Origin of the sequence: Dyadobacter sp. 676 (assembly GCF_040448675.1) — a bacterium.
Classification (GTDB): domain Bacteria; phylum Bacteroidota; class Bacteroidia; order Cytophagales; family Spirosomataceae; genus Dyadobacter.
In genome coordinates, this window is sequence record NZ_CP159289.1 from 1494313 (window position 1) to 1519976 (window position 25664).

At 49.6% G+C, this 25664-nt stretch carries 22 protein-coding genes and 1 pseudogene; 15 read left to right on the plus strand and 8 right to left on the minus strand.

All coding sequences use genetic code 11. The features are described from left to right. Positions 1-99 precede the first annotated feature (99 nt). The 3 genes from ABV298_RS06885 to ABV298_RS06895 all read left to right on the plus strand — a co-directional run bounded on the left by ABV298_RS06885 (position 100) and on the right by ABV298_RS06895 (position 4147). A complete protein-coding gene (locus ABV298_RS06885) occupies positions 100-1479 on the plus strand; it encodes an FAD-dependent oxidoreductase (protein WP_353721416.1) in 1380 nt (459 codons plus the stop codon). A gap of 147 nt (positions 1480-1626) precedes the next feature. After that, complete coding sequence (locus ABV298_RS06890; RefSeq protein ID WP_353721417.1) at positions 1627-1926, plus strand: DUF3817 domain-containing protein; 300 nt, start codon at positions 1627-1629, stop codon at positions 1924-1926. A gap of 43 nt (positions 1927-1969) precedes the next feature. Next, a complete protein-coding gene (locus ABV298_RS06895) occupies positions 1970-4147 on the plus strand; it encodes a DUF5916 domain-containing protein (protein WP_353721418.1) in 2178 nt (725 codons plus the stop codon). Here the strand turns inward: ABV298_RS06895 and ABV298_RS06900 are convergent. After that, a complete protein-coding gene (locus ABV298_RS06900) occupies positions 4144-5550 on the minus strand; it encodes a leucine-rich repeat domain-containing protein (protein ID WP_353721419.1) in 1407 nt (468 codons plus the stop codon). The two genes, ABV298_RS06895 and ABV298_RS06900, sit on opposite strands and share 4 nt — an antisense overlap. A gap of 269 nt (positions 5551-5819) precedes the next feature. After that, the gene (locus ABV298_RS06905; protein WP_353721420.1) at positions 5820-6794 is read right to left on the minus strand and encodes a polyprenyl synthetase family protein; all 975 of its coding nucleotides are present in this window, start codon (positions 6792-6794) and stop codon (positions 5820-5822) included. Positions 6795-7036: 242 nt separating this feature from the next. On the opposite strand from ABV298_RS06905, the gene ABV298_RS06910 reads away from it, so the two are divergent. The 3 genes from ABV298_RS06910 (at position 7037) to ABV298_RS06920 (ending at position 9847) form a co-directional block, all read left to right on the plus strand. After that, positions 7037-7963, plus strand: a complete 927-nt coding sequence (locus ABV298_RS06910; protein ID WP_353721421.1) for a patatin-like phospholipase family protein — start codon at positions 7037-7039, stop codon at positions 7961-7963. Next, entirely contained in the window at positions 7960-8850 is an 891-nt protein-coding gene (locus ABV298_RS06915; protein WP_353721422.1) for a glycerophosphodiester phosphodiesterase family protein, read from the plus strand. The genes ABV298_RS06910 and ABV298_RS06915 overlap by 4 nt, the downstream gene beginning before the upstream one ends. A 394-nt stretch (positions 8851-9244) precedes the next feature. Next, positions 9245-9847, plus strand: a complete 603-nt coding sequence (locus tag ABV298_RS06920) for a hypothetical protein (RefSeq protein ID WP_353721423.1) — start codon at positions 9245-9247, stop codon at positions 9845-9847. 667 nt (positions 9848-10514) lie between these two features. Here ABV298_RS06920 and ABV298_RS06925 read toward each other — a convergent pair. Further along, the gene (locus tag ABV298_RS06925) at positions 10515-11993 is read right to left on the minus strand and encodes a hypothetical protein (protein WP_353721424.1); all 1479 of its coding nucleotides are present in this window, start codon (positions 11991-11993) and stop codon (positions 10515-10517) included. A gap of 4 nt (positions 11994-11997) precedes the next feature. Then, complete coding sequence (locus ABV298_RS06930; protein ID WP_353721425.1) at positions 11998-13806, minus strand: TonB-dependent receptor; 1809 nt, start codon at positions 13804-13806, stop codon at positions 11998-12000. Positions 13807-14345: 539 nt separating this feature from the next. On the opposite strand from ABV298_RS06930, the gene ABV298_RS06935 reads away from it, so the two are divergent. Beyond that, positions 14346-15122 (plus strand): alpha/beta fold hydrolase, encoded by a 777-nt coding sequence (locus ABV298_RS06935; RefSeq protein WP_353721426.1) that lies wholly within the window; start codon positions 14346-14348, stop codon positions 15120-15122. Here the strand turns inward: ABV298_RS06935 and ABV298_RS06940 are convergent. Then, positions 15115-15546: a hypothetical protein gene (locus tag ABV298_RS06940; protein WP_353721427.1), complete on the minus strand. Its 432-nt coding sequence runs from the start codon at positions 15544-15546 to the stop codon at positions 15115-15117. The two genes, ABV298_RS06935 and ABV298_RS06940, sit on opposite strands and share 8 nt — an antisense overlap. An 81-nt stretch (positions 15547-15627) precedes the next feature. Between ABV298_RS06940 and ABV298_RS06945 the strand changes: the two genes are divergently transcribed. The 5 genes from ABV298_RS06945 (at position 15628) to ABV298_RS06965 (ending at position 19632) form a co-directional block, all read left to right on the plus strand. Beyond that, a complete protein-coding gene (locus tag ABV298_RS06945; RefSeq protein WP_353721428.1) occupies positions 15628-16332 on the plus strand; it encodes an SAM-dependent methyltransferase in 705 nt (234 codons plus the stop codon). A 67-nt stretch (positions 16333-16399) separates the two neighbouring features. Beyond that, a complete protein-coding gene (locus ABV298_RS06950) occupies positions 16400-17095 on the plus strand; it encodes a hypothetical protein (protein WP_353721429.1) in 696 nt (231 codons plus the stop codon). A 50-nt stretch (positions 17096-17145) separates the two neighbouring features. After that, the gene (locus tag ABV298_RS06955; protein ID WP_353721430.1) at positions 17146-17784 is read left to right on the plus strand and encodes an MBL fold metallo-hydrolase; all 639 of its coding nucleotides are present in this window, start codon (positions 17146-17148) and stop codon (positions 17782-17784) included. Between the two features lie 6 nt (positions 17785-17790). Continuing rightward, positions 17791-18495 carry a CDP-diacylglycerol--serine O-phosphatidyltransferase gene (gene pssA / locus ABV298_RS06960; RefSeq protein ID WP_353721431.1) on the plus strand — a complete coding sequence of 235 codons (705 nt, stop codon included), beginning with the start codon at positions 17791-17793 and terminating at the stop codon, positions 18493-18495. Between the two features lie 135 nt (positions 18496-18630). Next, a complete protein-coding gene (locus ABV298_RS06965) occupies positions 18631-19632 on the plus strand; it encodes a beta-ketoacyl-ACP synthase III (protein WP_353721432.1) in 1002 nt (333 codons plus the stop codon). Positions 19633-19640: 8 nt separating this feature from the next. On the opposite strand, the gene ABV298_RS06970 is transcribed toward ABV298_RS06965, so the two are convergent. After that, entirely contained in the window at positions 19641-20000 is a 360-nt protein-coding gene (locus ABV298_RS06970) for a CoA-binding protein (protein WP_223401342.1), read from the minus strand. Between the two features lie 160 nt (positions 20001-20160). Between ABV298_RS06970 and ABV298_RS06975 the strand changes: the two genes are divergently transcribed. Continuing rightward, complete coding sequence (locus tag ABV298_RS06975) at positions 20161-20733, plus strand: HNH endonuclease (protein ID WP_353721433.1); 573 nt, start codon at positions 20161-20163, stop codon at positions 20731-20733. Positions 20734-20742: 9 nt separating this feature from the next. Here ABV298_RS06975 and ABV298_RS06980 read toward each other — a convergent pair whose 3' ends face one another. Then, a complete protein-coding gene (locus ABV298_RS06980) occupies positions 20743-21042 on the minus strand; it encodes an iron-sulfur cluster biosynthesis family protein (RefSeq protein ID WP_353721434.1) in 300 nt (99 codons plus the stop codon). A 137-nt stretch (positions 21043-21179) separates the two neighbouring features. Between ABV298_RS06980 and ABV298_RS06985 the strand changes: the two genes are divergently transcribed. Next, the gene (locus tag ABV298_RS06985; protein ID WP_353721435.1) at positions 21180-21698 is read left to right on the plus strand and encodes a hypothetical protein; all 519 of its coding nucleotides are present in this window, start codon (positions 21180-21182) and stop codon (positions 21696-21698) included. Between the two features lie 134 nt (positions 21699-21832). Then, a pseudogene (locus ABV298_RS06990) lies at positions 21833-24242 on the plus strand (endonuclease MutS2). 72 nt (positions 24243-24314) lie between these two features. Here the strand turns inward: ABV298_RS06990 and ABV298_RS06995 are convergent. After that, positions 24315-25550, minus strand: a complete 1236-nt coding sequence (locus ABV298_RS06995) for an MFS transporter (RefSeq protein ID WP_353721436.1) — start codon at positions 25548-25550, stop codon at positions 24315-24317. Positions 25551-25664: the final 114 nt, after the last annotated feature.

Genomic DNA, 25664 nt, shown 5'->3' on the forward strand with positions numbered 1-25664 from the left:
GATACCAGAAAATAAGTAAACCTGCCTCTCACTAAAGGTTTATTTGAGTTGCGTATATAGGCCGGTAGTTTTGAGGTACTCAATCGACCTCATTACATTATGGACAAGCCGCAACAAACCTCCCGGCGCGATTTCCTGCGCCAATCGGCCCTGCTTGCAGGTGCCGCAGCTATTTCCACCCGCTCTTTAGGAAGCATTTATATTGGTAAACAAACCCGCGTGATCGTAATCGGCGCCGGATTTGCCGGCCTGGCCGCAGCTTATACCCTCAAACAAAGGAATGTGGACTTGACGGTCCTCGAATCGCGCAACCGTGTCGGAGGAAGGGTATTTTCCCATACGATCGATCCAAGGGAAAACCTGGTTGTGGAACTGGGCGCCGAATGGGTGGGAAACTCGCACCAGCGCGTACGCACGCTGTGCGATCAGTTTGGGATACCGCTGCTCAACAACCAGTTCGACACCCATCTCATTTATCAAAACCAATACACCAAAGCCAACGCCTGGGATTTCTCCGATAACTGGAAGCCGAAAATGAAAGCATTGCTGGAAGGCTACAAAAAGCTGGACGAAAGGCAGAAAACCGAACTCGACAGCATCGACTGGTGGCGTTACCTGGTCAACAACGGCTGCGACGGCAAAGACCTCGTCCTTCGCGAACTGCTCGACAGCACCGACTTTGGTGAAAGCATTCGTCATGTTTCGGCGCTTGTCGCCTTGTCGACATTCGCGGAAAGCAGCGAAAAGAATGAAATGGATCTTAAAATGCAGGGGGGCAATTCCCGGCTCGCGAAAAAACTGGCGGAAGGCATCGGAGCGGACAATATCCTCACCGGGCACGCAGTCGCACGCATCGAACAGAAAGGTTCGGTGAAGGTAACCTGTGGAAACGGCAGGGTGTTCGAGGCCGATAAGCTTATCTGCGCTATTCCGACGTTTGCGATCAAAAACATTCAGTGGGAACCAGGCTTGCCGGCCGAGAAAATGCAGGCCATTAACGAGCTGCAATATGCCCGGATCAACAAAAATGCGATTTTGTTCAAAAAGCGCTTCTGGAAAGATGAAAGTTTCGACCTCATCACCGACCAGACGCCCCACTACTTTTATCACGCTACCAAAAACCAACCGTCGGAAAAAGGCGTTTTGATCTCCTACACGATCGGTGAAAAAGCAGAACTGATCTCCGCTCAGAACGACGCATGGCGAAAAGAAATGCTGGGGCAGACGCTCAATCCGTATTTCCCGAAAGCCAAAAAGCTCATCGAGTCACAAGCCAATTACTATTGGGGCACCGACAAGATCTCTCAGGGCGCTTACGCAATGTACGGTCCGAACCAGTGGCATACCACGCGACCGGCCTTACAAAAGCCATTTTTGCACACTTCCTTCGCAGGCGAACACCTCGCCGACTGGCAGGGTTTCATGGAAGGTGCGGTCGTCACGGGCGAAATGGCAGCAGCGGAGATTATAGCGGTTTAAAGGCGTAACGGAAGCCGGGTAAGTAAGATCGGCGGTATCAGAGCGAAATATAACATTTCCGGGCAAAAGCTTTTTCGAACTTCCTGCATTACAAGGAGCTTGATGTGTATCTTTGCCGGTAAAATGTTTTTTCAATCCTGCTTTACTATGGTATCCGAACTGATCAAATCGGCATTAGGCCGCCTGCGCATCATCGCATTTCTCGAAGGCATTTCCTATCTCGTACTCCTGGGCATCGCAATGCCCCTCAAATACCTCGCCGGACTTCCGCAAGCCGTGCGCGTCGTAGGCATGGCGCACGGCATACTGTTCGTCCTTTTTGTGATCCTGCTCATTCAGGTCGCAACCGAGAAAAGCTGGTCGTTCAAAAAATCGGCTTTATCGTTCCTTTCTTCGCTGGTACCATTCGGGACGTTCTACGCAGATTCCCGCTGGTTCAGAAATTGAGTTTCCCTGAACCTTTCATATTCCTAAACACTCTTAAAATCAAGTGCTACGTTCCTTTATCCTAACCCCTTTCATTTTCTGTTTCATCATTTTCCAAAGCCTTGCCCAGAAACCGAACGAAAACTATCAATACCATATCCATTCGGCAGTCTCGCCCGTTAAAGTCGATGGCGTAGCCGACGATCTCGCATGGTCGGCAGCCGAAACGGCGAAGGACTTTTTCATGATCACGCCGATGGATACGAGTTTTTCCAAGGCGCTGACGGACGTGAAACTGTGCTACGACAAACATAACCTTTACATACTGGTTATCAACTACAAGCCTATCAAGGGTTCGCTGATCGTGGAATCCCTGAAACGCGACTTCGCATTCGGGAAGAACGACAACTTCCTGCTTTTCATGGATACATTCGACGACAAGACCAACGGGTTCTCGTTCGGGGCCAATGCAGCGGGAGCACCCTGGGACGGCCAGCAAGGCGATGGCGGTACTGTCGACCTCAGTTGGGACAACAAATGGGTGAGCGCCGTGAAGAACGAGGACGACAAATGGGTATGGGAAGCGGCCATCCCCTTCAAAAGTATCCGCTATAAACCGGGTATCACGCGCTGGGGCATCAATTTCAGCCGCCAGGACCTGACGATCTCCGAAAAATCGTCGTGGGCACCCGTACCGAGGCAGTTCCCGTCCGCGTCGCTCGCGTACACGGGCGTGCTCGTGTGGGACACACCTCCGCCAACGCCGGGCCCCAATATTTCGGTGATCCCGTATGCGGCCATGCGCATGACGAAGGACCACCAGAACGACATTCCCACGAAATACAAACCGACCATAGGAGGAGACGTCAAAATAGGCCTTACCCCATCGTTGAACCTCGACCTGACCGTTAACCCGGATTTCTCGCAGGTAGACGTAGACGTGCAGCAAACCAACCTCGACCGTTTCGAGCTGTTCTTCCCCGAGCGGCGGCAGTTCTTCCTCGAAAACGCCGACCTTTTCGCCAATTTCGGGTACGCTACCATAAGGCCGTTCTTCTCGCGGCGCATTGGTTTGGGTGTCCCCATCCAGTTCGGTGCGAGAATGAGTGGTAAACTCAACAAAAACTGGCGTATCGGCGTGCTCGACGTGCAAACCGGTGCCAACGATACGCTGACGCCGCATAACAACTACGCCGTATTCGCATTGCAGCGGCAAGTCCTCGCCCGTTCCAATGTGCGGTTCATATTCGTGAATAAGGACGCGACCAACTACACGCTCGAAAGGCATTCGGCTACCAGCCGTTATAACCGCAACATCGGGGCGGAGTTCAACCTGGCGAGTGCGAAAAACCTCTGGACGGGAAAAGTCATGTTCCTCAAATCGTTCACACCCGGCAAATCATCCGACGACTGGACGCACGCCGCCGACTTGAAGTTCAATAAAGCAAACTTCTTCTGGCAATGGCAGCACGAATATGTCGGCCGGAACTACAATGCCGAAGTGGGCTACGTACCCAATGCCGTTCGGATGGGTTATTACAAGATCAGCCCGAACATCGGTTACCTGTTTTTTATCAAACACCCCAAAATCATCAGCCACGGGCCGAAACTAGTGAGCAATGTGTATTGGGACAAGAAGTTCGATTTGAGCGACCGGGAGTTCATATTGTCCTACAACCTCAACTTTATCAATCGTGCTACGGTATCCGTCTGGGGATCGAGCAATTATGTACGCCTGCTGCGCCCCTTCGACCCTACCAACCTGGGCGGCCCGACGCTGGCGACCGGTACCGAGCACAACTGGAAAGCCGTCGGTTTCGATATTGTTTCCGGCCCGCAGAACCGCTTTACATACCTTGCATCGGGTATTCTCGGCGGATATTACCAGAACGGCAAGCGCAATAACCTCAAAGCCGAGCTCGGCTACCGCGTGCAACCTTACGTGGCGATTACCATGGCCGGCAATTACAACGATATCCGCCTCCCCGAGCCGTGGAAACGTACGCAACTCTGGCTCGTAGGCCCGCGTGTGGATGTGACGTTCACCAACAGCCTGTTTTTCACGACATTCATGCAGTACAACAACCAGGCCGACAATATCAACCTGAATGCGCGCCTGCAATGGCGCTACAAGCCGGCTTCCGACCTTTTCATTGTGTATACCGACAACTACCTGCCCGAAAATTTCAGGGTCAAGAACCGCGCGATCGTGTTGAAATTCACCTACTGGTGGAATCTTTAATAAAACACTTCGATATTCTTCTTTTTGAGCTGGCTCAACTGCTCGCTGTATTTACGCCCGGCGTCCTCTCCCAGGAAAGGGTTCCCGCGTAAATGCAGCTTGTCGAGCTTGCGGATCTGCAATAGCTGGGCCGGGAAATCCGGGAAGTTGTTCGATGATAAATCCAGCTCTTGCAGGTTCGTGAATGCCACCAGCTCCGAAGGGAATATAGTGAGCCAGTTGTACCCGAGATCCACAATGTGCAACGCCTGCATGCGGGTAATGCGGTCGGGAAGTTTGCTCAGGTGGTTGTGGTGGGCGTAAAGCGTATGCACGTTTTTCAGCTTATCCATGCGCTTCGGCAACGCGGTAAGCTGGTTATGCGAGACGGCAAAATGCGTCAGGCGTTTCAGCTTTGTAATCGATTTGGGCAGGGTTTCCAATTTGTTGTAATACAAATCCAGCACTTCCAGGCCGCGCATTTTGCGGATTCCTTTGGGCAAAACGGCCAATTCCGCTTTATAAAAGTTGACGTCCTTGACTTTTATCAGCTTTCGGAAGCTCCCGTTCGTCAATCCGGTCATCCGGTTATTGCCAAGCCAGAGCGTTTCGAGCTTTTTGCAGTTCCGGGCGGCCCGCGGAATGTCGGTAATCAGGTTCATTTGCAGATTAAGGAGTTTCAGCGATTTGTTTTTACTAATGGCGATGCTGTTATCCCGTAATATATTTTTGCTCAGGTCGAGATGCCGTAGTTTGGGCAGGCGCGCCATGTCCAGGTTTACGGTTTCAAGGTCGTTATCTCCTAAGAACAGCTCTTCCAAATTGGGGAAGCGGTATATTACTTCCGGAATGCCCGCAAGTAAATTTTGTCCAAGCGCCAATGTCTTCACTTTTAATGTGTCTTTCGTCGCCATTGCCTCGGACAGGCTGTTCACTACGCTGTCTTTTCTGGCACGTGGCTCCCTGGTCGGCTGGGTGTGGAAACTCACGAAAACGACGATGGCTGTTTTGGCGCCGATGGTCCTGCGCGAGACAAAATCGGTGAGATAAGGGGCGAGCCGCGTGGAAACGGCCGCCGCTAGCGAATCAGCCACAGAGATATCCTCTTTCTTCCCGTCCGCTGTCCGAAAGCCTCGCGTAACGCTCAAAACGAGGTACTCGATTTTACCCTCCGCATTCAGGTAAAGCATGTTCCAGGCCATGTATTCCTTGAATTTATCCGTTTGGAGGATTTGCCGGTAGATATTTTCGAATGTCGCCTGTACGCTGTGCGGATTTTGATGCACCGGGCCTTCGACATCCTGGTATTCCCCTTTCAATTTTTGCGAAAGCGTTTGGGAAACGTCCTTTTGAAGCAGCACCACAGGCTGCGCCACCAATTGCAGGCCCGCAGCGAGAAGAAAAACAATGAAGAAAATTTTCATGACAGGCAGCATTAAGTGAGCACACAAACATAACTAAAAAAATAGTTATGTTATTATACTTACTTATATATTTCTGCCAATGATTGGATGATTGGATGAGTGAATGATTGAATGATTGAATGATTTTGAGTGAGTGACTGGAAGTTGTCATTGAGTCAGAAATAGTCATGAGTTGTCAAAAACAACACCTGACCACACCCGGCCTTTTCTATTCGCACATTCACTCATTCAATCATTCACAAATTCACTCATTGCACTCATTCAAAATTCTACTTACTCCGCTCAATCGTGTATTGAACGAGCTGTTCCAGCGAGCGGCGATGCGGTGAATCGGCGAATTCGTTGAGTACTGCGAGCGCTTCCTTTACGTACCGTTCCATTACTTCCTGCGCATAGCGTAACCCACCCGATTCTTTCACGAATGCGATTACTTCGTTCACTTTGTTGGGTTTGTGACTTTCGTTGCGGATAATATTGATAATGCGGCGTTTTTCGAGCCACGACGCGTGATTGAGCGCGTAGATGAGGGGCAGTGTCATTTTCTTCTCCTTGATATCGATTCCCAGCGGCTTGCCGATCTCGTCCTCGCCATAGTCGAAAAGGTCGTCCTTGATCTGGAACGCCATGCCTACCTTCTCGCCGAATGCATGCATTTTGTCGACCACATCCTGGGCGGCACCTACCGAACTTGCACCTACCGCACAGCAGGAGGCGATCAGCGAAGCGGTTTTCTGGCGGATGATCTCGTAATACACCGCTTCGTTAATATCCAGCCGCCGGGCCTTTTCAATTTGCAAAAGCTCGCCTTCGCTGAGCTCGCGAACGGCGGTGGAAACGATTTTCAGGATTTTGAATTCCTCGTGATCGACCGAAAGTAATAATCCCCGTGAAAGCAGGTAATCGCCCACCAGCACCGCGATTTTATTTTTCCATAACGCATTCACGGAGAAAAAGCCGCGGCGGTAGTTGGAATCGTCCACCACGTCGTCGTGCACGAGTGTGGCGGTGTGCAGCAGTTCGATCATCGCGCCGCCCCGGTAGGTCGACTCGGAGATATTACCGCAAACTCCTGCGGACAAAAACACGAACATCGGGCGCAATTGTTTGCCTTTCCGCCTTACAATGTAATTCATGATCTGGTCCAGAAGCATTACGTCGCTTTTCATAAACTGGCGAAACTTATGCTCGAAGGCTTTCATTTCATCCGCAACAGGAGCCTGGATATCCTTTATTGAAAGGGTCATATTCATGTACGAGGGCTGATAGCTCCCTCCTGATAATAAAAGGACGCGGACAGGGGCATGAGTTTGAGAAAATGTTCGTTTAACCCACTGTACTCTGATCTTCAAATTTGGAATAAAATCTTCTGTTTACATCAATTTTAAGCCGAAAATGTTTAGAATTGAAAAAAGGCGACGGGCCGCAAACACCGGCAAGCCGACGCCCGACAGCCGAAGTTTAAACTAAACCACGTAAACCGGTCGATATGAAAGCACTCGTCCTCGGGGGAGGATCTATGAAAGGAGCGTTCCAGGTAGGAGTTATCCAGGCGGTACTCGAAAACGGCTTTGAGCCGGAAATGGTATACGGAATCTCGGTGGGATCATTGAACGCCACATTCCTGGCTAACGAAACCGGTAAACAAATGGCAGAGAACGGCAAAACGGACTGGCCGCTCGCGGGCCGCAGGTTGCTGGAATTCTGGATCAAAAACATCACACAACCTCAGGATATATCCACGCTGCGCTCCCGCGTAATGCTTGGAATGAATACATTGATGAGCCGTTTCGACGGGATCGTCGACCCGTCGCCGCTGCATTCGCTGATCCGCAAACATTTGAACGACGATTACCTCCGCAATACGCCCGTCAAGGTCAAAACCGGGGCCGTCAATATCGAAACGGGGGAAATGAAATACGTTTCCACCAAGGACCCGCATTATGTGGATTTTGTGTACGCCAGCTCGTCGATACCGATGCTGATGCCGGCGGTTGAGATCGAAGGCCAGCTTTACCTCGACGGTGGTTTACGGGAGGTAGCGCCCATTCGCGAGGCGATCGAGGACGGGGCGACGGAAATTGTGCTGATCGGCTGCCATTCGCCCCTGCTCTACCAGCCCGAGGGCATTAACACCCGCAACCTGATCACGCTCATCGAACGTGTACGGGACATTACCGTAAACCAGATCGTAAACAACAATATCCAATGGGCCGAATCGTACGTCGACCGCTCGAACCTGCGCGGCAAGCCTATGAAGCTGACCATAGTAAGGCCATCGACGCCATTGTTCCTCGATTTGCAACACTTTAACTCCGAAGATATTTCCAGGCTCATTATAGAAGGCTACCGGGCGGGCGTGGAATCGATTTTGAAAACAGAGAAGGTCCCGGATCAAACATTTCAGTCCAGATGAAAAACCAGACACGGCAGGTTTTCGCGGCATTGCTGCTGGCTGCCTTTTCACACACTGCCCAGGCCCAAACCGGCGAATGTCGGTTCAAAGACGCCGAAGCCCTGAAAAATTACCTGAAACCCGGCAAACGGACAACGCCGCTGATTATGGCGCACCAGGGCGGTACCGAAGACGGCTACCCTGGCAACAGCATGGCCACATTCGAGCGCACCTATTCCAAAGTCCCGTGCGTGCTGCTGGAAATCGACGTCCGGGCTACCAGCGACAGCCTCCTGGTGGTCTCCCACGACGACGATCTTGCATTGAAAACCAATGGCAAGGGCCTACTTAGCAAAAAGAAGTGGAAGGAAGTCGGCAAACTGAGGCTAAAAGATCCATATGGCTCCATGACGGAATACCCTATTCCTACGTTCCAGGAGGTGCTGAACTGGTCGTCGGACAAAAACCTGATTCTGATCGTCGATAAAAAGCCTGAGACGAGCATTACCCGAACCATCAAAATGTTGCAGGGGACGGGTAACCTTTACAAATCCGTTCTGATTTGCTATTCATTGAAGGAAGCGCAACTGGCGCATAAGCTGGCGCCGCAGCTGATGCTGGCCGTTGGCTTCAACAGCCCGGAGCATATCGACGCGGTGGAGCAATCGGGCTTGCCGTTCGAGCAACTCGTCGCATTGACCCCGCGCGAATTGCAGGATAACTCATTTTATCAGCGCATTCACAATATGAATATAGCAGCCTCACTCGGTACCAACGGCAACATCGACACCCTCCAAACGACGGAATCACGGCCGTTATACCAAAAAATCCGGGATTCGGGCGGGCCGGATATCATCTGCACCGACAATCCGATTTTGGTGCAGAGTATTTTTTATAAGAAGGATTGATCTTAATTAGCCAAAAACGAGACGAGCATGCAACATTGCATGCTCGTCTCGTTTTATTTCTCGGTTTATTCATTCTTATCAGTCGGGCGAAATCCAGTTAACACCACTATTTCATATCACTAGTGCGAATAATTCTTAACAAGAACCAAATATTATCAATTTGACTCTGTCAATTTTATTACCCAAGTTAACATTTATGTTTATAATTATATATCTTAGAGTATTAATCATAAAAAAACACCAAAGCTAATGTTTAGTATTTTTACAAAATCACTTGACTATCTCATCAAATTTAAAAAAAGCCGCTCCCGATGGAGAGGCCCTCCGAGTCACGCTGATTATTGAAAGTAATTTATTAAATATCATACTTCAATTATATCCAAATCAGCGATAAATGAAAAAGCTCAACATATTAGTTAGAACAGTCACGTTATTTCTTGTGCTGTTAATTTTTCAGTCATCTTGCGACACTGAGTCTCCATTGAATGCTCTCTCGAAAGAAAGTTCTGTACAAGACGATGAAATCAAGCTCCTAACCACCTTCGTCAAAGATCAATTAACCTGTGGAAGCGATGTAACGTACGAGGACGGATATTTCATTTTTCAAGGCGATGTCCGTATCAGCCATAAAGATGCGAAAGACAGATACCAGGAATTCATTAAAAGTCGCGGTAAAAGAACTACACAAACTAAATTCCAGTTTCTGGTAAGTGATTCTTATGTCAGCGGCATCAATGTTTATGTACCACCCACAATTTCGGCAACCGTACGCCAAGCTACCATCGATGCAATCGCAGATTACAATAGTATCACCGGAACCAAATTGCGTTTTTATCTTACTAATTATTCGTTCGCAGCCAATATCACTGTAAATGAATTTACCGGTAGTGGTACCGCATGGGGGACTCTTCCTACAATTTCAGGCACACCTGGCCCGACTATACATATCAATGCGGGAACAACTTGTATAAAATGCACTACAGCAAATAGAAGATAGCAGATGGTTGCCCACGAGCTTGGACACGCCGAGGCTTATGTCACACCACCACTTCCTATGAGGCAAACTGTTCACAAATCACCGGTACTCCTCTTCTCGACGAGAATTCACTTATGAATGGCTCGACTCCGGCAACCCTCATTGCGGTCATAACAGATCGGAATCCGATTTTTACAGAGGGCGACCTCACGGCGATCCGTACTTTGTATCCCAATAACATTAATCCGCCTGTCAGAGCAGGCATTGTTTTTCGGAACCGGGTTGCCAATCCACCAGATCAAAATGGAGGCGATTATTCCTACGCTAGCGGATATATTACGTTGACAGACGTAAATGGCAATCCTACAACACCTAACTCAAACGCAACCATTCAAATAACATATTTAGAATCGACCGACCCGACTTTTGCCACCAGTATTGTCCATACAGCAACCATTGGCAACACCAGCACGGAGGTTTCTATAGGTGAGAAGACGTTGGGTGACATATCGTGCTCTTCACCAACCACTTGTTCCGGAAATTATTATTATTATAAAACAATTGAAACTAACTACGCGACATACAGGCCCAGAGCAACACAATATTAAAATTTTCAATAAACGAATGATCCATATTAGTAAAAAAGGTACCTGTATTAGGTACCTTTTTATTAACGAAATTGATCAGGTTAAAATAAATACCGAATCCCCACTAACATACTCCAAGTTGTGGATGTTGTAGTGATATCGCGGAAAACACTGGTAGGCAATATTGTTTTACCTCCAACCTGAACAGCATTCATTGTGAAAGTAGGGACACCATCGGGCGTCACGCTTGCGCGGCGAAGCGGCATGTTTGCACCGGAAATAATCTCCTGACGAACACCCCATTTCGAGTTTAAAAGATTGCCGACATTGATCACATCAAGGCTTAACTGCAATGTGTGTTTCGAATTCCCGATGTTTGTGAAGATATCCTGCAAAAACTTGAAATCGAAACGGTTGAGCCAAGGCATCAGGTCGCCGTTACGTGCTGCATATTTGCCGCGGTTTTTGCTTAGGTAAGAATTTCCTTCGATATAAGCTTCAAAAGCATTTCGTTGTTGCTCAGCGCTGAATGTTACGCCACTTACGGTAGAGTTAGTAAAATTAAGTTCGGAAGCATTCTTCGGAATATACAACATGTCGGCACCGATCGCATCGCCATTCAGGTCCCCGTTATAAGTGTAGGAAAGACGTCCCTGATTCGCCCCGTTATAATATAACGAAAATGTAGAAGCCAGATGGTTGGCATATTCAATGCGGTAAGAAACCGTACCGATCAATCTATTCGGAAGTGCTCCTTCGGAACTGTACAGGCTCAGGTCGTTAGGGTTGTTAATGTTTGGTGTGGCTCCCCATGCCGAGCTAGCATTGGAACCGTTGTTATCGGTTGTCGTTTTAGCTGTAGTATGAGAGTAATACAATGAACCGTAGAATCCGCGTCTGGCCTGCATGGTCAAACCAATGGTTGCATTGATTGAATGCCCTTTCGAAGTGTTGGTCAAAACACTCACAGAGTTAGCGCCTATTTTGCTGTTATATTGGTAAGATGCCGTGGTAGGGTAGAACTCGCGGTCGTCGCCACTGTATTTCATTCTTTGCGTTGCTGCCTTGCGGTTGGCTCCGAACTGATAAACCGCCTGGATGTCTTTCGTATAAATCACATCACCTGTAATCGCGAATGGCGTTCCAGGAATTTTGTAATCGACCCCGAAACTCGTTCTCCATATTTGCGGCATTTTGAAATCCCGGTCTACGAGCGCAAGCGTACTGGGCAATCCGGCGCGTGGCGTTTTAATAAAGACATTCTTCGCACTTTCAGGCGTGTTGTTCAGCCAGTAGTATTTGTCAGGCTGGAAACGGATATCACCAATCCAGGGAGCCGAAGCCGCGTAGCTTCCCGGCTCAACAGTGTTTTGGATCACACCCAGGTTGGATGGCATGTTCGTCAACCACACAAACGGTACACGTCCCGCAAAAATACCGGTTCCTCCGCGCAGGATAAGGGAATTATCACCTTTGGCATCCCATCTGAAACCTACGCGCGGTGAAAGCATCACACGGGTCTTAGGCCATGAACCGGTGTCATACGTCCGGACGCCTCCGCCGACGCCCAGCAACTTCAATGTATCAACTGGAAGTGTTAGGAGTAAGGTCGTTCAGGAACACCGGCATTTCAGCCCGGATACCCGCTGTTAAAGTGAATCGTTCGGAAATATCGAATTTGTCTTGAATATAAATGGACGGAAGGCCATATTTGATAGGCGCATATGGATCCTGGCCTTCATACGGATAGGTCAGTGCGAATTGCAACGGCGCTACTTCATTGGGCGTTCCCGTTGTAAGAAATTCCTCAACTGAAGCATAACGGTAATAAGATGTTCCATTGCGGAGATATCTGTTCCCGAATTTCTGCATTTCGAAACTTATTCCACTAGTGAAATTATGCCTCCCAACAGTGTAGTTGAGATTGTTGGTGATGATGAAATTATCATTCAACACATCGTTTCCGTAAGTAAATAACTCATAACCGGCGCTAATATAGTTTTGGTAGGTTGTCACGCCCGCCTTTCTCAGGCTATCTCCTGCAAAGCCAATGTCTATCATCGGGAATTCTTTGCTTGGAGAACTGCGTGTTGCCTGGATACGGCTGTAAGTAGCAAGAAATTGGTTCGACAATCTCGGGGTGATTTCACTGTTCAACTCCGCTGTAATCGAGCGCACGATATTTTTGGTCGAATACATGGTATTGGCGAACGACATTGAGAGCGAACTCACACGTCCCGTCTCGAATGGAGTACGCGGATAAGCACCCGAATTTGCGTTCACCAATGACGGAGCCGAACTTTCTACCTGGTTATAGCGGACTGCCAGTTTGTTTTTTGCATTGATATTCCAGTCAATGCGCGCCAGAAATGAAGTCGTTTTTTCACTGTTGTCGTTCGCATAGTCTTCATAAGCGCCCGGGTCGTATCCCCACTGGTTGATCAGGTGATTACGAACTGCTTCCAGATCAGATCTCCTGGTTCTGGAAATGTTCCTACTTGGGTCGGCCACGCCATTTTCAGACGCTTTCCATAAATTGACTGCACCCACGCCCGAACCCGTTTTCTTGATATGCTCTGCGTTAACAAAGAAAAACAATTTGTTCTTTATCAGCGGCCCGCCTAACCTGAAACCGAGTGTCTGGCTGGTTGCATCAGGACGGGTAATTTCATCTCCATTTACTTTCTTTCCTTGAAAATTCTGGTTGTTGAAGAATCCGTAGGCAGAGCCTACAAATTTGTTCGTCCCGCTGCGGGTTACTGCATTGATCCCGGCCCCTGAAAAGCCGCTTTGCCTTACGTCATAAGGAGCAATATTGATTTGTATCTCTTCGATCGCGTCTATCGACAAGCCTCCTCCGCCAGGAAGTGGGTTGTCATTCAATCCAAAACCATTGTTAAAATTGGCACCGTCTACCTGGAAATTATTATAACGTCCATCGCGCCCTCCAAAACTGTTTCCTCCGTTGGACTGCGGACTCAGGCGGGTAAAGTCCGAGATGCTGCGGGTAACCGTAGGCAATGTGCGTAATTGTTCGGTATTAATTGAAGACGCTGCACCGGTCCGTTCCCCGTTAAACAACTGCGCGGCATCGGAAGTGATCAAGACTTCTTCCAGTTGTGTCCCACCCTCTTTGAGTGTGATGTTAACACTCGCCGCCAGGCCAAGTTCGGCAAATACGTTGGACTTACTCTGTTCTGAAAAGCCAACATATGTCACAGTAATTTTGTAAGGCCCGCCAATGCGCACTGAAGGAAATGTGTAACGCCCCGCCTCGGTCGTAACGGTACCATAAGTAGTACCGGAAGGCTCGTGTACGGCAGTAACCGTAGCACCCGGCAAAAATTCGCCACTGGCGTCTGTAATGAAACCGTTGATTGATGAAGTAGTCACCTGCCCATACGATTCGGAGCTGATAGACCAACAAAAGAGAAGTAACGCGGCTGCGAAAGCCCGGAAGAGTAAACTTTTCCCGTTCATAAATTTGGTGATTTGGTTTGTAAGAATACTAGCGGATTCATTCAAGGAGGATGAATAATTGATGCAAAATAATAGCTTTTTACATTCACAAACAAAAGATCAAATCCTACTAAAATACAATACTAGTTCTCGTAACTAACTGATTTATTGAAATAATGCAGATTACTGTACCAATACTGCAATATTTTCTATTTTATCAAATCGTTAACAAATGCGGCGGCCGGCGAAGGCTTTCGGAGGATATCCGGGAGGTTAAAAGAAGAGCGTTCTATCTGCTTGTGGCAGCAATTTCCATACCACGGAGTAACGTGTGTTAACAAATTGTTAAATATTACGGTTGCAGGATTTTTTTCCTTCTTGAAAATCCTTACAACCTTTGCGGGAACAATCGTTCCCACGTCCGCCGCGGCTGCTTGCATGCCCTTTTCGCGGACGGTCACCGTTACCGTATCATGCAACTCAATTTTAAGCAAATAGGCGACACAGGCAAACCCCTGCTCATATTGCACGGCGTTTTTGGTTTTCTCGACAACTGGCTGACAATCGGAAAGGCCATTTCGGAACATGGTTATCGTGTTTACCTCGTCGACCAGCGCAACCATGGCCGCTCACCCCATGAAGCGCCCCTGAACTTCCCGACAATGGCAGCAGATTTGAGGGAGTTCCTCAATCAGCAAAACATCGGTTCTCCCATCCTTTTAGGGCATTCGATGGGTGGAAAAACGGTCATGGAATATGCCGTGACGTATCCCGGCAGCTTCGATGCGCTGGTGATAGTCGACATAGGCCCGAAAGCCTACCCTATTCACCACACCAAAATCCTGAAAGGTTTGAACGCCATTCCGATCGGGCAGATCGAAAACCGCAACCAGGCCGACGAGATCCTGAGTGAATATGAACCGTTACCAGGCGTGCGGCAATTTTTGCTAAAAAACCTGTACAGAAAGGAAGAGGGCGGCTTCGCCTGGCGCTTTAACCTGCCATTGCTTACAACCGACATGGCTAATGTAGGCGCGCAGGTGAAATCGAACACGCCGGTCGGCACCCCGGCACTGTTCATGCGGGGCGCGAATTCAAATTACATTCTTGACGAAGATTGGGAAGATATCGTGAAGCTGTTTCCGAATGCACAACTGAAAACGATCGAAGGAGCAGGGCACTGGGTGCAGGCCGATCAGCCGAAAGCGTTCGTTAGCACCCTGCTGGAATTTCTGGACGGAGTTATCTGACGTATTTTACCCGGGGAGAATTGCACGGGGCAAGTATAAGCTGGTCATCGCTCAGGGATATTTCCCAGCTAGGGCACGCAACGCATTGCAGCAGCTCGCATTGCGGGTTATTGGGTAATGCAGTTTGCGGCTTTACATCAAGCAGGGTTCCGTTGATGATCATTGTGGCAGGTGCACAGCAGCGTGGGGTGCCGTCGGCATTCAACACCACGCCGTCGCCACGGAAAATCAGCGTATCGGACTTGGAGGCTTCAATAGGCTCCCAGGTACTTTTATTATCCAGTGACGATCGTTCGACTTCGATGGAATGCCAGGGACCAGAAACGGTTGCGAAAGCATAATTCGGAGCAAGGTCGCCGGCGCTCTCCTTTTGGCAAGACAATAACCACACCAGGACCAGGGGTAGGTATAATAGTCTTTTCATAACTTATTAAATAATTTTATTTATTCCGTAGATTCACAATCGCCCCTTTTGGTTGGAAAAGAATAAAAAAATGCGACACCTATGAACGATTCCGGGATTTCACTGTACTTAATCCCTACGATACTGGCCGATGGTACCCAAAACAATGTGCTTTCCCCGCAAATCAGGGATGCTGTGCAGCGCCTGGATATTTTCTTCGTGGAAAACGTTCGCACTGCGAGGCGGTTCATCAGCAGCCTGAAACTCGGCAAGGTCATCGATGAACTGACATTTATTGAACTCCATAAAGATACCCCCGAAGCTGAAACAGTTGCATCTCTCCGTAACCTCTCCCGAAGCGCCGGTGTGATATCCGAAGCCGGCTGCCCGGGCGTGGCCGACCCGGGGGCGGTGGCCGTGCGCATCGCGCATGAGCTGGGCGTACGCGTGGTGCCGCTGGTGGGGCCGTCGTCTATCCTGCTGGCATTGATGGCCTCGGGAATGAGCGGCCAGTCGTTCGTATTCCATGGTTACCTTCCGATCGATAAAGTCCAGCGCAGGAAAGCCTTGCAGGCGCTGGAACGGAATGCGCGGCAATTTCAACAGACGCAGATTTTCATGGAAACACCCTTCCGGAACAATCAGTTGCTGGACGCGGTAATGGAAGCGTGCTCACCCGAATCGTCGTTATGCATAGCAGCCAATGTAACGGCCGCGGATGAATTTATCAGGACAATGCCCGTCGGGAAATGGAAGGCGGCAAAACCGGACCTGCACAAAATACCGGCAATTTTCCTCCTCGGATAGACGTTTGCGGGATGCAGTCTTAATTTTACCGGCCATGTTTCGTTCTTTTTATAAACCGACATTTGAATTGAAAAAATACCTGTTGATAACCCTGCTGGCCGTCGCCGGTCTGTGGAGCTGCAATGAGGACAGCGTCGACGCCTTCATTACCGTCGACTCCAACTTTCAGACCGGCACCGACGGTGATAACGGTTGGATTCCCGGATATGCAGGCCACGCTTCGACCGCCGATTCGAGTCAGCTGGATACGGTTGCCGCCACGGCGTTACTGCCGCGGGGATTGGACACTACGCAATATGGTTTCCGTATGCTTTCGAGATATTCGAAGGGGAGCATATTCAGCTACCTCAAAAAACGCGTGGGTGGCTTCACTCCCAATGGCAACTATGAAATGATGCTCCAAGTCGACCTTGCGACAAATTATCCCGCCGGCGACCCGAAAAATGTGGCCGGCCAGGTTACATTCAAGGCAGGCGTGTCTGTTATCGAGCCCCAAAGTCGGCTGGTATCGGGCGTTTATCAGTTCAATCGGGACATAGGCACGGTCAAGGAGCCCGGTAAGGATGTGTTGCTGTCGGGTAGCATCGCCAGCAGTAACCCGAACAACAGCTACTACACCTTACTAAGGTATTCCAATGAACCCATCACCGTGACAGCCAGCAACAAAGGTGAGCTATGGTTTTTCGTGGGAACGGATTCCGATTACAGGGACACTACCATCTTCTATTTCGACCGCATTATCGCTACGTTCAAAGAACTGTAAACTGTTTTGTAACTTCGCACCCATTCACTAATCCAGATAGCCCTACCGGAATGGTACAGGTAAAGACTTTTGTTTTCAATCCATTTTCTGAAAATACCTACTTGCTCCACGACGAAACGGGCGAGGTGATCATCATCGATCCGGGCTGTTACGACAGGTCGGAAGTCGATGAACTGGCGGAATATATCAAAGTAAATGCCCTGAAACCGGTTCAGATCGTAAACACACACGCGCATATAGACCACGTTTTGGGCGTAGCGGCGCTGAAACGAAAATACGGCATTCCCTTTGCATTGCACAAACTCGACGAACCTCTTTTAAAGGCCGTCAGGACGTATGCTTCCAATTATGGTTTCTCCGCCTTCGAAGAGCCGGAAATCGACCGGTTTATCGGCGAAGGCCAGACTATTGAATTCGGCAATACATCCCTGAGAATCATATTCGTACCCGGCCACGCGCCCGGGCATGTAGCTTTCGTGAACGATGCCGGTAAATTCGTGATCGGCGGCGACACTCTTTTCCGTATGAGCATAGGCCGTACCGATCTTCCCGGCGGCGATCACGCTACGCTGTTGCACAGCATAAGGGAGCAGTTATTTACATTGCCCGAAGACTTTACCGTTTACGCCGGCCATATGGAACCCACCACCATTGGTTTTGAAAAAAGAAATAACCCTTTCTTCCGATAACACGTTATGATCCGACGCAACATCCCCAATGCGCTTACCTGCGGTAACCTGCTCTGCGGCTGCATTGGCGTGGTGGAAGCATTCCACAATAACCTGATCCTTTCCTGCGTGCTCATCGGCGTCGCGCTGATCTTCGATTTTCTGGATGGCTTCATGGCCCGGCTGCTGAAAGTAACCTCGCCCATAGGCCGCGACCTGGATTCGCTTGCCGACGTCGTAACGTTCGGCGTGCTGCCATCGATTATCGTTTATCAGTTATTAATGCAAAGCATTCCCGACCTGTTCGGGATATGGAAGGCCTATTTCGCATTCGTCATAGCGATTTTCTCGGCGATCCGCCTGGCGAAGTTCAATAACGACCCACGGCAATCGGATTCGTTCATCGGCGTGCCCACACCCGCCAATGCGATGTTGATCGCCTCTCTCCCGCTAATCGTGCACACGGAGAGCGACTTTTGGAAGGATATCATTATCGATACAAACAACCTGCTTATTCTTACAGTGGTAATGTCCCTTGCGCTCGTGATGGAGCTGCCGCTGATCGCACTCAAATTCAAGAATTTCGGCTGGAAAGGCAATGAGTCACGTTTTGTGCTCATCGGGCTGACCCTCGTTTTACTCGTTACCCTGAAATTCCTCGCCGTTCCGGCCATCCTGATCGTGTACGTACTTCTTTCCCTCGCCGACAACCTCAGGAAAAAGGCGGCATGAATTGGTAACCAGTACTTTTTGTTGCATTTTTGTAGTCTTTCCTGCAACCTATGTTGCTAATAATTATCATTTTAGAATTAAAAACCGTTCTCTTCTGTCTTTTGACCCTCGACAGCTTTGAACAGTCCCACTAGCATGACATTTTCCCGAATTACCGGTTTAGGCTTTTACGTCCCCGACAATATCATTACCAACGACGACCTTACCCAATGGATGGACACCTCCGACGAATGGATCCGCGAACGAACGGGCATTCAGGAGCGCCGCTATTTCCAATACGGGAAGGATACCAATTACAGTATGGCGGCCACAGCCTCACGGCAGGCATTGAAGAGGGCCGGGCTTACGCCGAACGACGTCGACGTGATCGTTTACGCTACCATCACACCCGATTATTTCTTCCCGGGCTCCGCCTTCCTCATGCAGCGCGAGCTGGGCATGGACGGGAGGCCGGTGATCGACATCCGCGAGCAGTGCTCGGGCTTTGTGTATGCGCTTTCCATCGCCGACCAGTTTATCAAATCGGGAATGTACAAGACGGCGCTGGTCGTGGGTTCGGAAATTCAGTCGTCCTGGATCGACAAAAGTACGGCCGGACGGAACACGGCGGTAATTTTCGGGGACGGCGCGGGCGCTGCTGTGGTTTCCGCCACGGACGATCCCCAACATTGTATATTATCTACACACCTCCACGCCGACGGGCGGTTCGCCGAGGAACTTTATGTAAAGGATCCGGGAAGCAGCCGGGCGGGGCGTCCGGTGAGTCGGGAGGTGCTCGAATCCGGCGGTCACAATGTTTATATGAATGGGAACGCGGTTTTCAAACATGCGATCGTACGCTTTGGGGAAGTGATCCAGGAAGCCCTGGAAGCCAACGGGTATTCGGCTTCCGACATCGACCTGCTGGTCCCGCACCAGGCCAATATCCGCATCAGCGATTACGTCAGGCAGCAGCTAGGGCTTGCTGAATCCCAGGTTATCAATAACTTACAGCGTTTCGGAAACACAACGGCCGCCTCCATTCCGATCGCCCTGACGGAGGCCTGGGAAGCCGGAAAAGTAAATGAAGGCGACCTGGTTTGCCTGGCGGCGTTCGGAAGCGGGTTTACATGGGCTTCGGCATTGATCAGATGGTAGAAGGCAGACTAGAATTGTCCGGTCGACAACATCACCAAAGTGCAGCCTTCTATTGGTATGATATTTTTATCAATTAAAATATCCTTAAATTCAGGATTCTCTGTACCAGGGTTGAAGATAACGCGTTTAGGATTTAGAGAAACGATGTAATCGTAGTATTCAGGTTGGTGGCTCGGGTTGATGTACAAAGTGACGGTATCTACGTCTTTCCAGTCAGTTTTGTCTGTATTGATTTCCTCTCCTAATGCAAAGCCTTTCCTGCGTCCGATGAGTAATATGGGATGACCATAATGCCTGAGTTTCTGTGCAGCCAGGTAAGCGTATCTGGATGGGTTTGAAGTTGCTCCGATGATGAGTGTACGTTTCATGCCAAATCGATTTAATAAACAATGGGGGCTGTACACGGCATTTGCCGCCGCCCTTCACATACTTTTGAAACACCAAAAGATCGTTCCCGATTCCCTGCCGGGATTCGTGACAAGATCAGTTGTATGACTGTAAGAACTGTAATAATAGCTTTTTAAAAAAATGAATGAATCAAATGTAAGCCGGAGCTTCTGGAATGAAAAGTGGGCAAAAATCATATTCGACGAGATCGAGAACGCTCCCCATTACGAGGTATCCAACTATGGCAGATTGAAAAGTTTCCAGAACAACCCGAAGGAGGGCGTTGTGATCAAAGGGTCTGTCATTCAAGGATATAGGTCATTGAATATCCGTGTTGCGGGCGGCAAGACCATTAACCGCTATGTACACAAACTGGTGGCCGAGCATTTCGTTGAAAAACCCGATGCCGACCATAATTTTGTGATACACCTCGATTTTGATAAACAAAACAATCACTACGAAAACCTGAAATGGGTTACGAAATCGGAGATGATCGACCATAACCGTGAAAATCCGGCGTTTATCAACCGTGTCATTCCACGTCGCACGAAAAACTACAAGCTGACGGAAAGCAAAGTCCGGATCATTAAGAAGCTTTTGAAAAACGATAACAACCGTTTAAAAATGATCGCGAAGCAGTTCGGGATTACCCATACCCAGCTCAATCGTATCCGCTCGGGCGAGAACTGGAAGCATGTAACCGTGGAGGATTGATCCAAGGACTTATTTGACTTTTTCAGCGGCAGAAACCGTATAACCGCTGCCGTTCGCCCCTTCTTCGAAGTCCACCGACACACCGATGACGTACATGAGGTGACGCTTGTCTATCAATACCTTAATTCCCTCGATAAGGTATGTCTGGTCGTGCTCTGTAGCGGTGTCGAATCCCAGTAAAAAAGACCCGCTGCATGCTCCGCCTCTTAGGCCTACCCTGAGGCCGTAAGTATCCGGAATTTTGTTCGCTTCGAGTGTCGATCTGATTTCGTGCCTTGCTGCTTCGGTCAATTGAATCGGGTTATCCATGCTGCTGATTATTCCTGGTTGAGATAAATCAGTAAACGCAAACCGTCTGCATTCCATTCGCGTTTTGAAATAAATATCTCCAAATACGGCTAATCCTTTAATTTTGTGCCTCATTTTGGCATAAAATTAAATTCACCATGGAATATATCTCGATACTCACCATTCTGATACTCGGCACCATCGTCACTTTCGGTATTTATTTAACCATTACGACGGTCGCCGCCAAGCTATTCGAGAAACAACGCTGGGACATCCGCAGCAAGAACGTCGAGATTACACTCCCGTTGCGTTTGCAGGCGTATGAGCGTATGTGCCTCTTTCTGGAACGCATTACCCCCAATAACCTGTTACTCAGATTGGCCCCCTCGGCGACAAGCGCGCTGGAATTGCAGCATATCGTGCTCCATGAAATCCGCGAGGAATACAACCACAATGTAGCTCAGCAGCTGTATATCAGCACGTATGCATGGGAGCAGATCGTGAATGCGATGAACGAAACGGTGGCCGTGGTGAACCAGGCGGCGGCGGAAGTGAGTGCGGAAGCGCCCGCTTCGGACCTGGCCAAAAAGATTTTCTCGCATGTGATCGACAAGGAGACGCAGCCGACAACACATGCTTTGAGGATTTTAAAGGAGGAAATCCGTAACGTGTTCTGAGCGCCGCCGCCCCGTGAAACAACGGGTTGTCTGCCACCGCCTCCCACCAGCCGTAGCCGATTGCCCGAAAACATTATTAAACATCAACAATTACATTGCCGACGGCCGGAAGCCGACAGCAGATAGCCATTAAAATGCTTTACCCCAATACATTAGAACAAAAACTGGGATTCGACAAACTGAGAGAACGCCTGAAAGAGCTGTGTATCAGCTCTCTGGGCCAGAACTTTGTCGAGAAAATCCGGTTTTCCGAGAATTTCGGCATGGTAGAAAAGCTCGTAAGCCAGACCGCCGAAATGCAACGCATACTTGAACTAGGCGAAAACTTCCCGTCGCAGAACTATATCGACGCTACGCCCTATCTGAAAAGGGCCTCCATCGAGGGGATGCTGTTGACGCAGCCCGAGTTTTCGGACTTAAAAGTATCGCTTCTGACCATCCGGCTCTGCCTGCGTTTTTTCGAAAGCCAGGAAGCCGACGCCTTTCCCATTCTGGGCGAGTATGCCAAGACGATCAAAGTCGAAAAAGCTGTTACCGACGCCATCGACAAGATTATCGACGACCGTGGCCAGATACGCGATTCGGCGTCGCCGGAGCTGCTGCGGATTCGCAAACGTTTGATTTCCGAACAGGCAGGCATTCGCAAAAAGCTGGATACCATCCTGAAATCGGCCAAAAGTAACGGATGGATTGGCGACGATGTCTCTCTGACCGTCCGTAATGGCCGTATGGTCATTCCCGTTGCTGCCGAGCACAAGCGGAAGCTCCGCGGGTTTATCCACGACGAGTCAGCTACCGGACAGACCGTTTTCATCGAACCAACCGACGTTTTTGAATCGAACAATGAAATCCGGGAACTGGAATACGAGGAACGCCGGGAGATCAACCGAATCCTGCTGGAACTGACGGCCTATATCCGGCCATTCGTTCCCGATCTGCAAAAAAGCCTACGGTTTCCTCGGTTTAATGGACTTTCTGCGCGCCAAAGCCCGGTTAGCCGGTGAAATGGGCGCCATTAATCCGCCGTTTGAAAACCGGCAGTTTATCGACTGGCGCGAAGCACGACATCCGTTGCTGCATCTGTCGTTCCAGAAACAGGGCAAGAAAGTGGTTCCGCTGAACATCGAATTACACGAAAAACAGCGAATTCTGATTGTTTCCGGACCGAACGCGGGTGGTAAATCCGTGGCATTGAAAACCGTTGGTTTGATTCAATATATGTTCCAATGTGGCCTGCTGGTGCCGATGCAGGAAGGATCCTCAATGGGCTTTTTCCAGAATATCTTTATCGACATCGGTGATGAGCAATCGCTGGAAAACGATCTGAGTACTTATAGCTCGCATTTGACCAATATGCGCCATTTCCTTTCGATGGCGAATCAAAGGACGTTGTTTCTCATCGACGAGTTCGGAACAGGAACAGAACCGGGCCTGGGCGGCGCTATTGCGGAAGCCATTCTCGAAGATCTGACCAGGTCGGGGGCATTCGGGATGATCAATACGCACTATACCAATTTGAAAGTGCTGGCGGATAAGACCGAAGGTTTGGTAAACGGCGCGATGCGCTTCGACGGAGAACATCTGGAACCGCTCTACCAGCTCGAAATCGGCCGCCCGGGCAGTTCGTTCGCATTCGAAATCGCTTCGAAAATAGGATTGCCGAAAGCGGTCGTCGCAAGAGCGAAAGAGAAACTCGGAACTCAGCAGGTGAATTTTGAAAAACTGCTGAAAGAGCTGGATATCGAGCGCCGGGTGTTTGCCGAGAAGAATATCGAGATCGGCATTAAAGAACGCAAACTGGCTAAACAGCTTGCCGACTACACCGCATTGAAAGAAAAGCTCGAAAACAACGAGAAAAAGATCGTTAACGAGGCCAAACAGAAAGCCAAAAACCTGCTTTCGGACGCGAATCAGTTGATCGAAAACACGATCAGGGAGATCAAGGAAAATAAGGCGGAGAAAGAAAAAACAAAGACGGTAAGGACTAACCTCGAAAATTTTGGCAAGAAGAACCTTGTCCTGGCCGAGGTGACAGAGGCACAGCCAACCGAGGAAATCTACGAACCGGAGGGCGGCGAAATAACAGCCGGCAGTTATGTGAAGATCAGCGGACAAACTGCCATCGGCGAAGTACTTTCGGTAAAAGGCAAGGACGCGGAGATCCGCATCGGCGACCTGAAATCGACTGTAAAGCTGAACCGCCTCGAAAAGGTATCGCGCAAAACATACCGCGCCGCTACCGGTGAGAAAGGCCTGAAAACAACTTCCAAAGGGGTGGATATGAACGAGCGGATGCTGAATTTCAGCTTTAACCTCGATATGCGCGGCAAACGCGGCGAGGAAGCGCTCGGGCTCGTCGATCAATTCATGGACAACGCCATTATGCTCGGCTACGACGAGCTCCGCATTGTACATGGCAAGGGCGACGGCATCCTGCGCACACTCGTGCGCAACCACTTGCGCGGATACCCACAGGTAGCGGGCATGCACGACGAGCACGCCGACCGCGGCGGTGCGGGCGTGACGATCGTCAAGTTGAAGTAATGCTCCAAAAAATACCGTGTAATGCAAGAAGGGCGCTTCATCAGCGCCCTTCTTCTTTGAAATATCAGATTATCAGTGAACTGCCGCGGAAGACGTCGCCACTGTTTTACGCCCTTTCATCCAGAAATACAGGATCGCGAATGCGACGATTAATACCGCCGGGAACATTACCATCGTGCTCAGCGTAGCCTGCCCCGCCGCCAGTTCCATTTCGTCACCGGTAAGACCTTGCGCAATTTTCTCCGCTTTGGCATCATCCAGCCATTTACCGATTACCGGCTGCCAGATCGCCGTTGAAAACATGCCGATACCACCAACGATCGACATTCCCAACGCGCCGCTAAGAGGCACGTTCTGCGCCACGAAACCGATCATGGTTGGCCAGAACAACGCCACACCCATTGCGAAGATCACAGCCGCCGCATAAGCTGCAGGGCCGGTTACGGTGCTGAACAGGTAGATTCCGATGGCCGCCAGGATCGACGAACCCCAAAGAATGCCTGTTTGTCCCAATGCGGCCACAATCGGATGCGCGAAGAAACGTGTGATAGCCATCAGGCCGGTTACCAGGGCAAGGATCAGCATCGGGCTTGCACCGCTCTTGCTCATGATCAGCCCTGTCCATTGTTGAGGACCGAACTCGCTGATCGCTGTGAATGCCATACAAACGAAAATGAAGATGAACAGCGGCGTAAACATCGCTTTTACGTTTTCACCAATCGAAGTTACACCAGCCACATGCGGCTTAGGAAAAGTTTGTCCCCAGAAAAGCACCGCATAAATAATAGTCGGGATCAAAATCACCCAGATTTGCGCCTGCCAGCCAAGTTCGGCGTCGGTCATGAATTTGGAGATCAGCGATCCTACCACGATACCGCCGGGGAACCACATGTGAAAGCGGTTGAGCATTTTGCTCATTTGCAGGCCTTCGTAGGAATCCGCGATCATCGGGTTACAAGCCGCTTCGGTACATCCGTTACCGATCCCGATAAGGAATGTAGAGATCAGCAGGCCAGTATATCCTCCCGAGTAAATCGTCATGATAATACCGATAGCATGGCAAACGAACGCCACCTGCATGATCGTCTTTGGACCGATCGTGTGGTACACGAGCCCTCCGATGATCATCGCGAGCGGGAACCCGAAGAACCACATCGAGTTAATAAAGCCCAGTTGCTCGGCCGAGAGGTTGAACTCGGTGCCCAGCTGGGGCAGAATCCCTGCACGGATACTGAATGAGAATGCAGTGGTTATGAGCGCAAAACAACTTGCATTGAAGAGCCTTCCGCTGTTAACTGATTGGGACATGTGATTAAATGGGTTTGATTATTTGAATTAGATGATTGATTTCGGGATACTGCTTTTATTCTAAGATTTTCACAAAAAAAACAAACTCCCGGGAATTCTACTGCTTTTCGTTAT

Excerpts from the sequence above, each read along its gene's own strand:
- ABV298_RS06995 (WP_353721436.1), bottom strand. The coding sequence starts at position 25,550 with ATGTCCCAATCAGTTAACAGCGGAAGGCTCTTCAATGCAAGTTGTTTT.
- ABV298_RS06965 (WP_353721432.1), top strand. The coding sequence starts at position 18,631 with ATGACATTTTCCCGAATTACCGGTTTAGGCTTTTACGTCCCCGACAAT.
- ABV298_RS06980 (WP_353721434.1), bottom strand. The coding sequence starts at position 21,042 with ATGGATAACCCGATTCAATTGACCGAAGCAGCAAGGCACGAAATCAGA.
- ABV298_RS06935 (WP_353721426.1), top strand. The coding sequence starts at position 14,346 with ATGCAACTCAATTTTAAGCAAATAGGCGACACAGGCAAACCCCTGCTC.
- pssA (WP_353721431.1), top strand. The coding sequence starts at position 17,791 with ATGATCCGACGCAACATCCCCAATGCGCTTACCTGCGGTAACCTGCTC.
- ABV298_RS06945 (WP_353721428.1), top strand. The coding sequence starts at position 15,628 with ATGAACGATTCCGGGATTTCACTGTACTTAATCCCTACGATACTGGCC.
- ABV298_RS06905 (WP_353721420.1), bottom strand. The coding sequence starts at position 6,794 with ATGACCCTTTCAATAAAGGATATCCAGGCTCCTGTTGCGGATGAAATG.
- ABV298_RS06985 (WP_353721435.1), top strand. The coding sequence starts at position 21,180 with ATGGAATATATCTCGATACTCACCATTCTGATACTCGGCACCATCGTC.
- ABV298_RS06885 (WP_353721416.1), top strand. The coding sequence starts at position 100 with ATGGACAAGCCGCAACAAACCTCCCGGCGCGATTTCCTGCGCCAATCG.
- ABV298_RS06915 (WP_353721422.1), top strand. The coding sequence starts at position 7,960 with ATGAAAAACCAGACACGGCAGGTTTTCGCGGCATTGCTGCTGGCTGCC.
- ABV298_RS06970 (WP_223401342.1), bottom strand. The coding sequence starts at position 20,000 with ATGAAACGTACACTCATCATCGGAGCAACTTCAAACCCATCCAGATAC.
- ABV298_RS06920 (WP_353721423.1), top strand. The coding sequence starts at position 9,245 with ATGAAAAAGCTCAACATATTAGTTAGAACAGTCACGTTATTTCTTGTG.
- ABV298_RS06975 (WP_353721433.1), top strand. The coding sequence starts at position 20,161 with ATGAATGAATCAAATGTAAGCCGGAGCTTCTGGAATGAAAAGTGGGCA.
- ABV298_RS06910 (WP_353721421.1), top strand. The coding sequence starts at position 7,037 with ATGAAAGCACTCGTCCTCGGGGGAGGATCTATGAAAGGAGCGTTCCAG.
- ABV298_RS06890 (WP_353721417.1), top strand. The coding sequence starts at position 1,627 with ATGGTATCCGAACTGATCAAATCGGCATTAGGCCGCCTGCGCATCATC.
- ABV298_RS06940 (WP_353721427.1), bottom strand. The coding sequence starts at position 15,546 with ATGAAAAGACTATTATACCTACCCCTGGTCCTGGTGTGGTTATTGTCT.
- ABV298_RS06900 (WP_353721419.1), bottom strand. The coding sequence starts at position 5,550 with ATGAAAATTTTCTTCATTGTTTTTCTTCTCGCTGCGGGCCTGCAATTG.
- ABV298_RS06955 (WP_353721430.1), top strand. The coding sequence starts at position 17,146 with ATGGTACAGGTAAAGACTTTTGTTTTCAATCCATTTTCTGAAAATACC.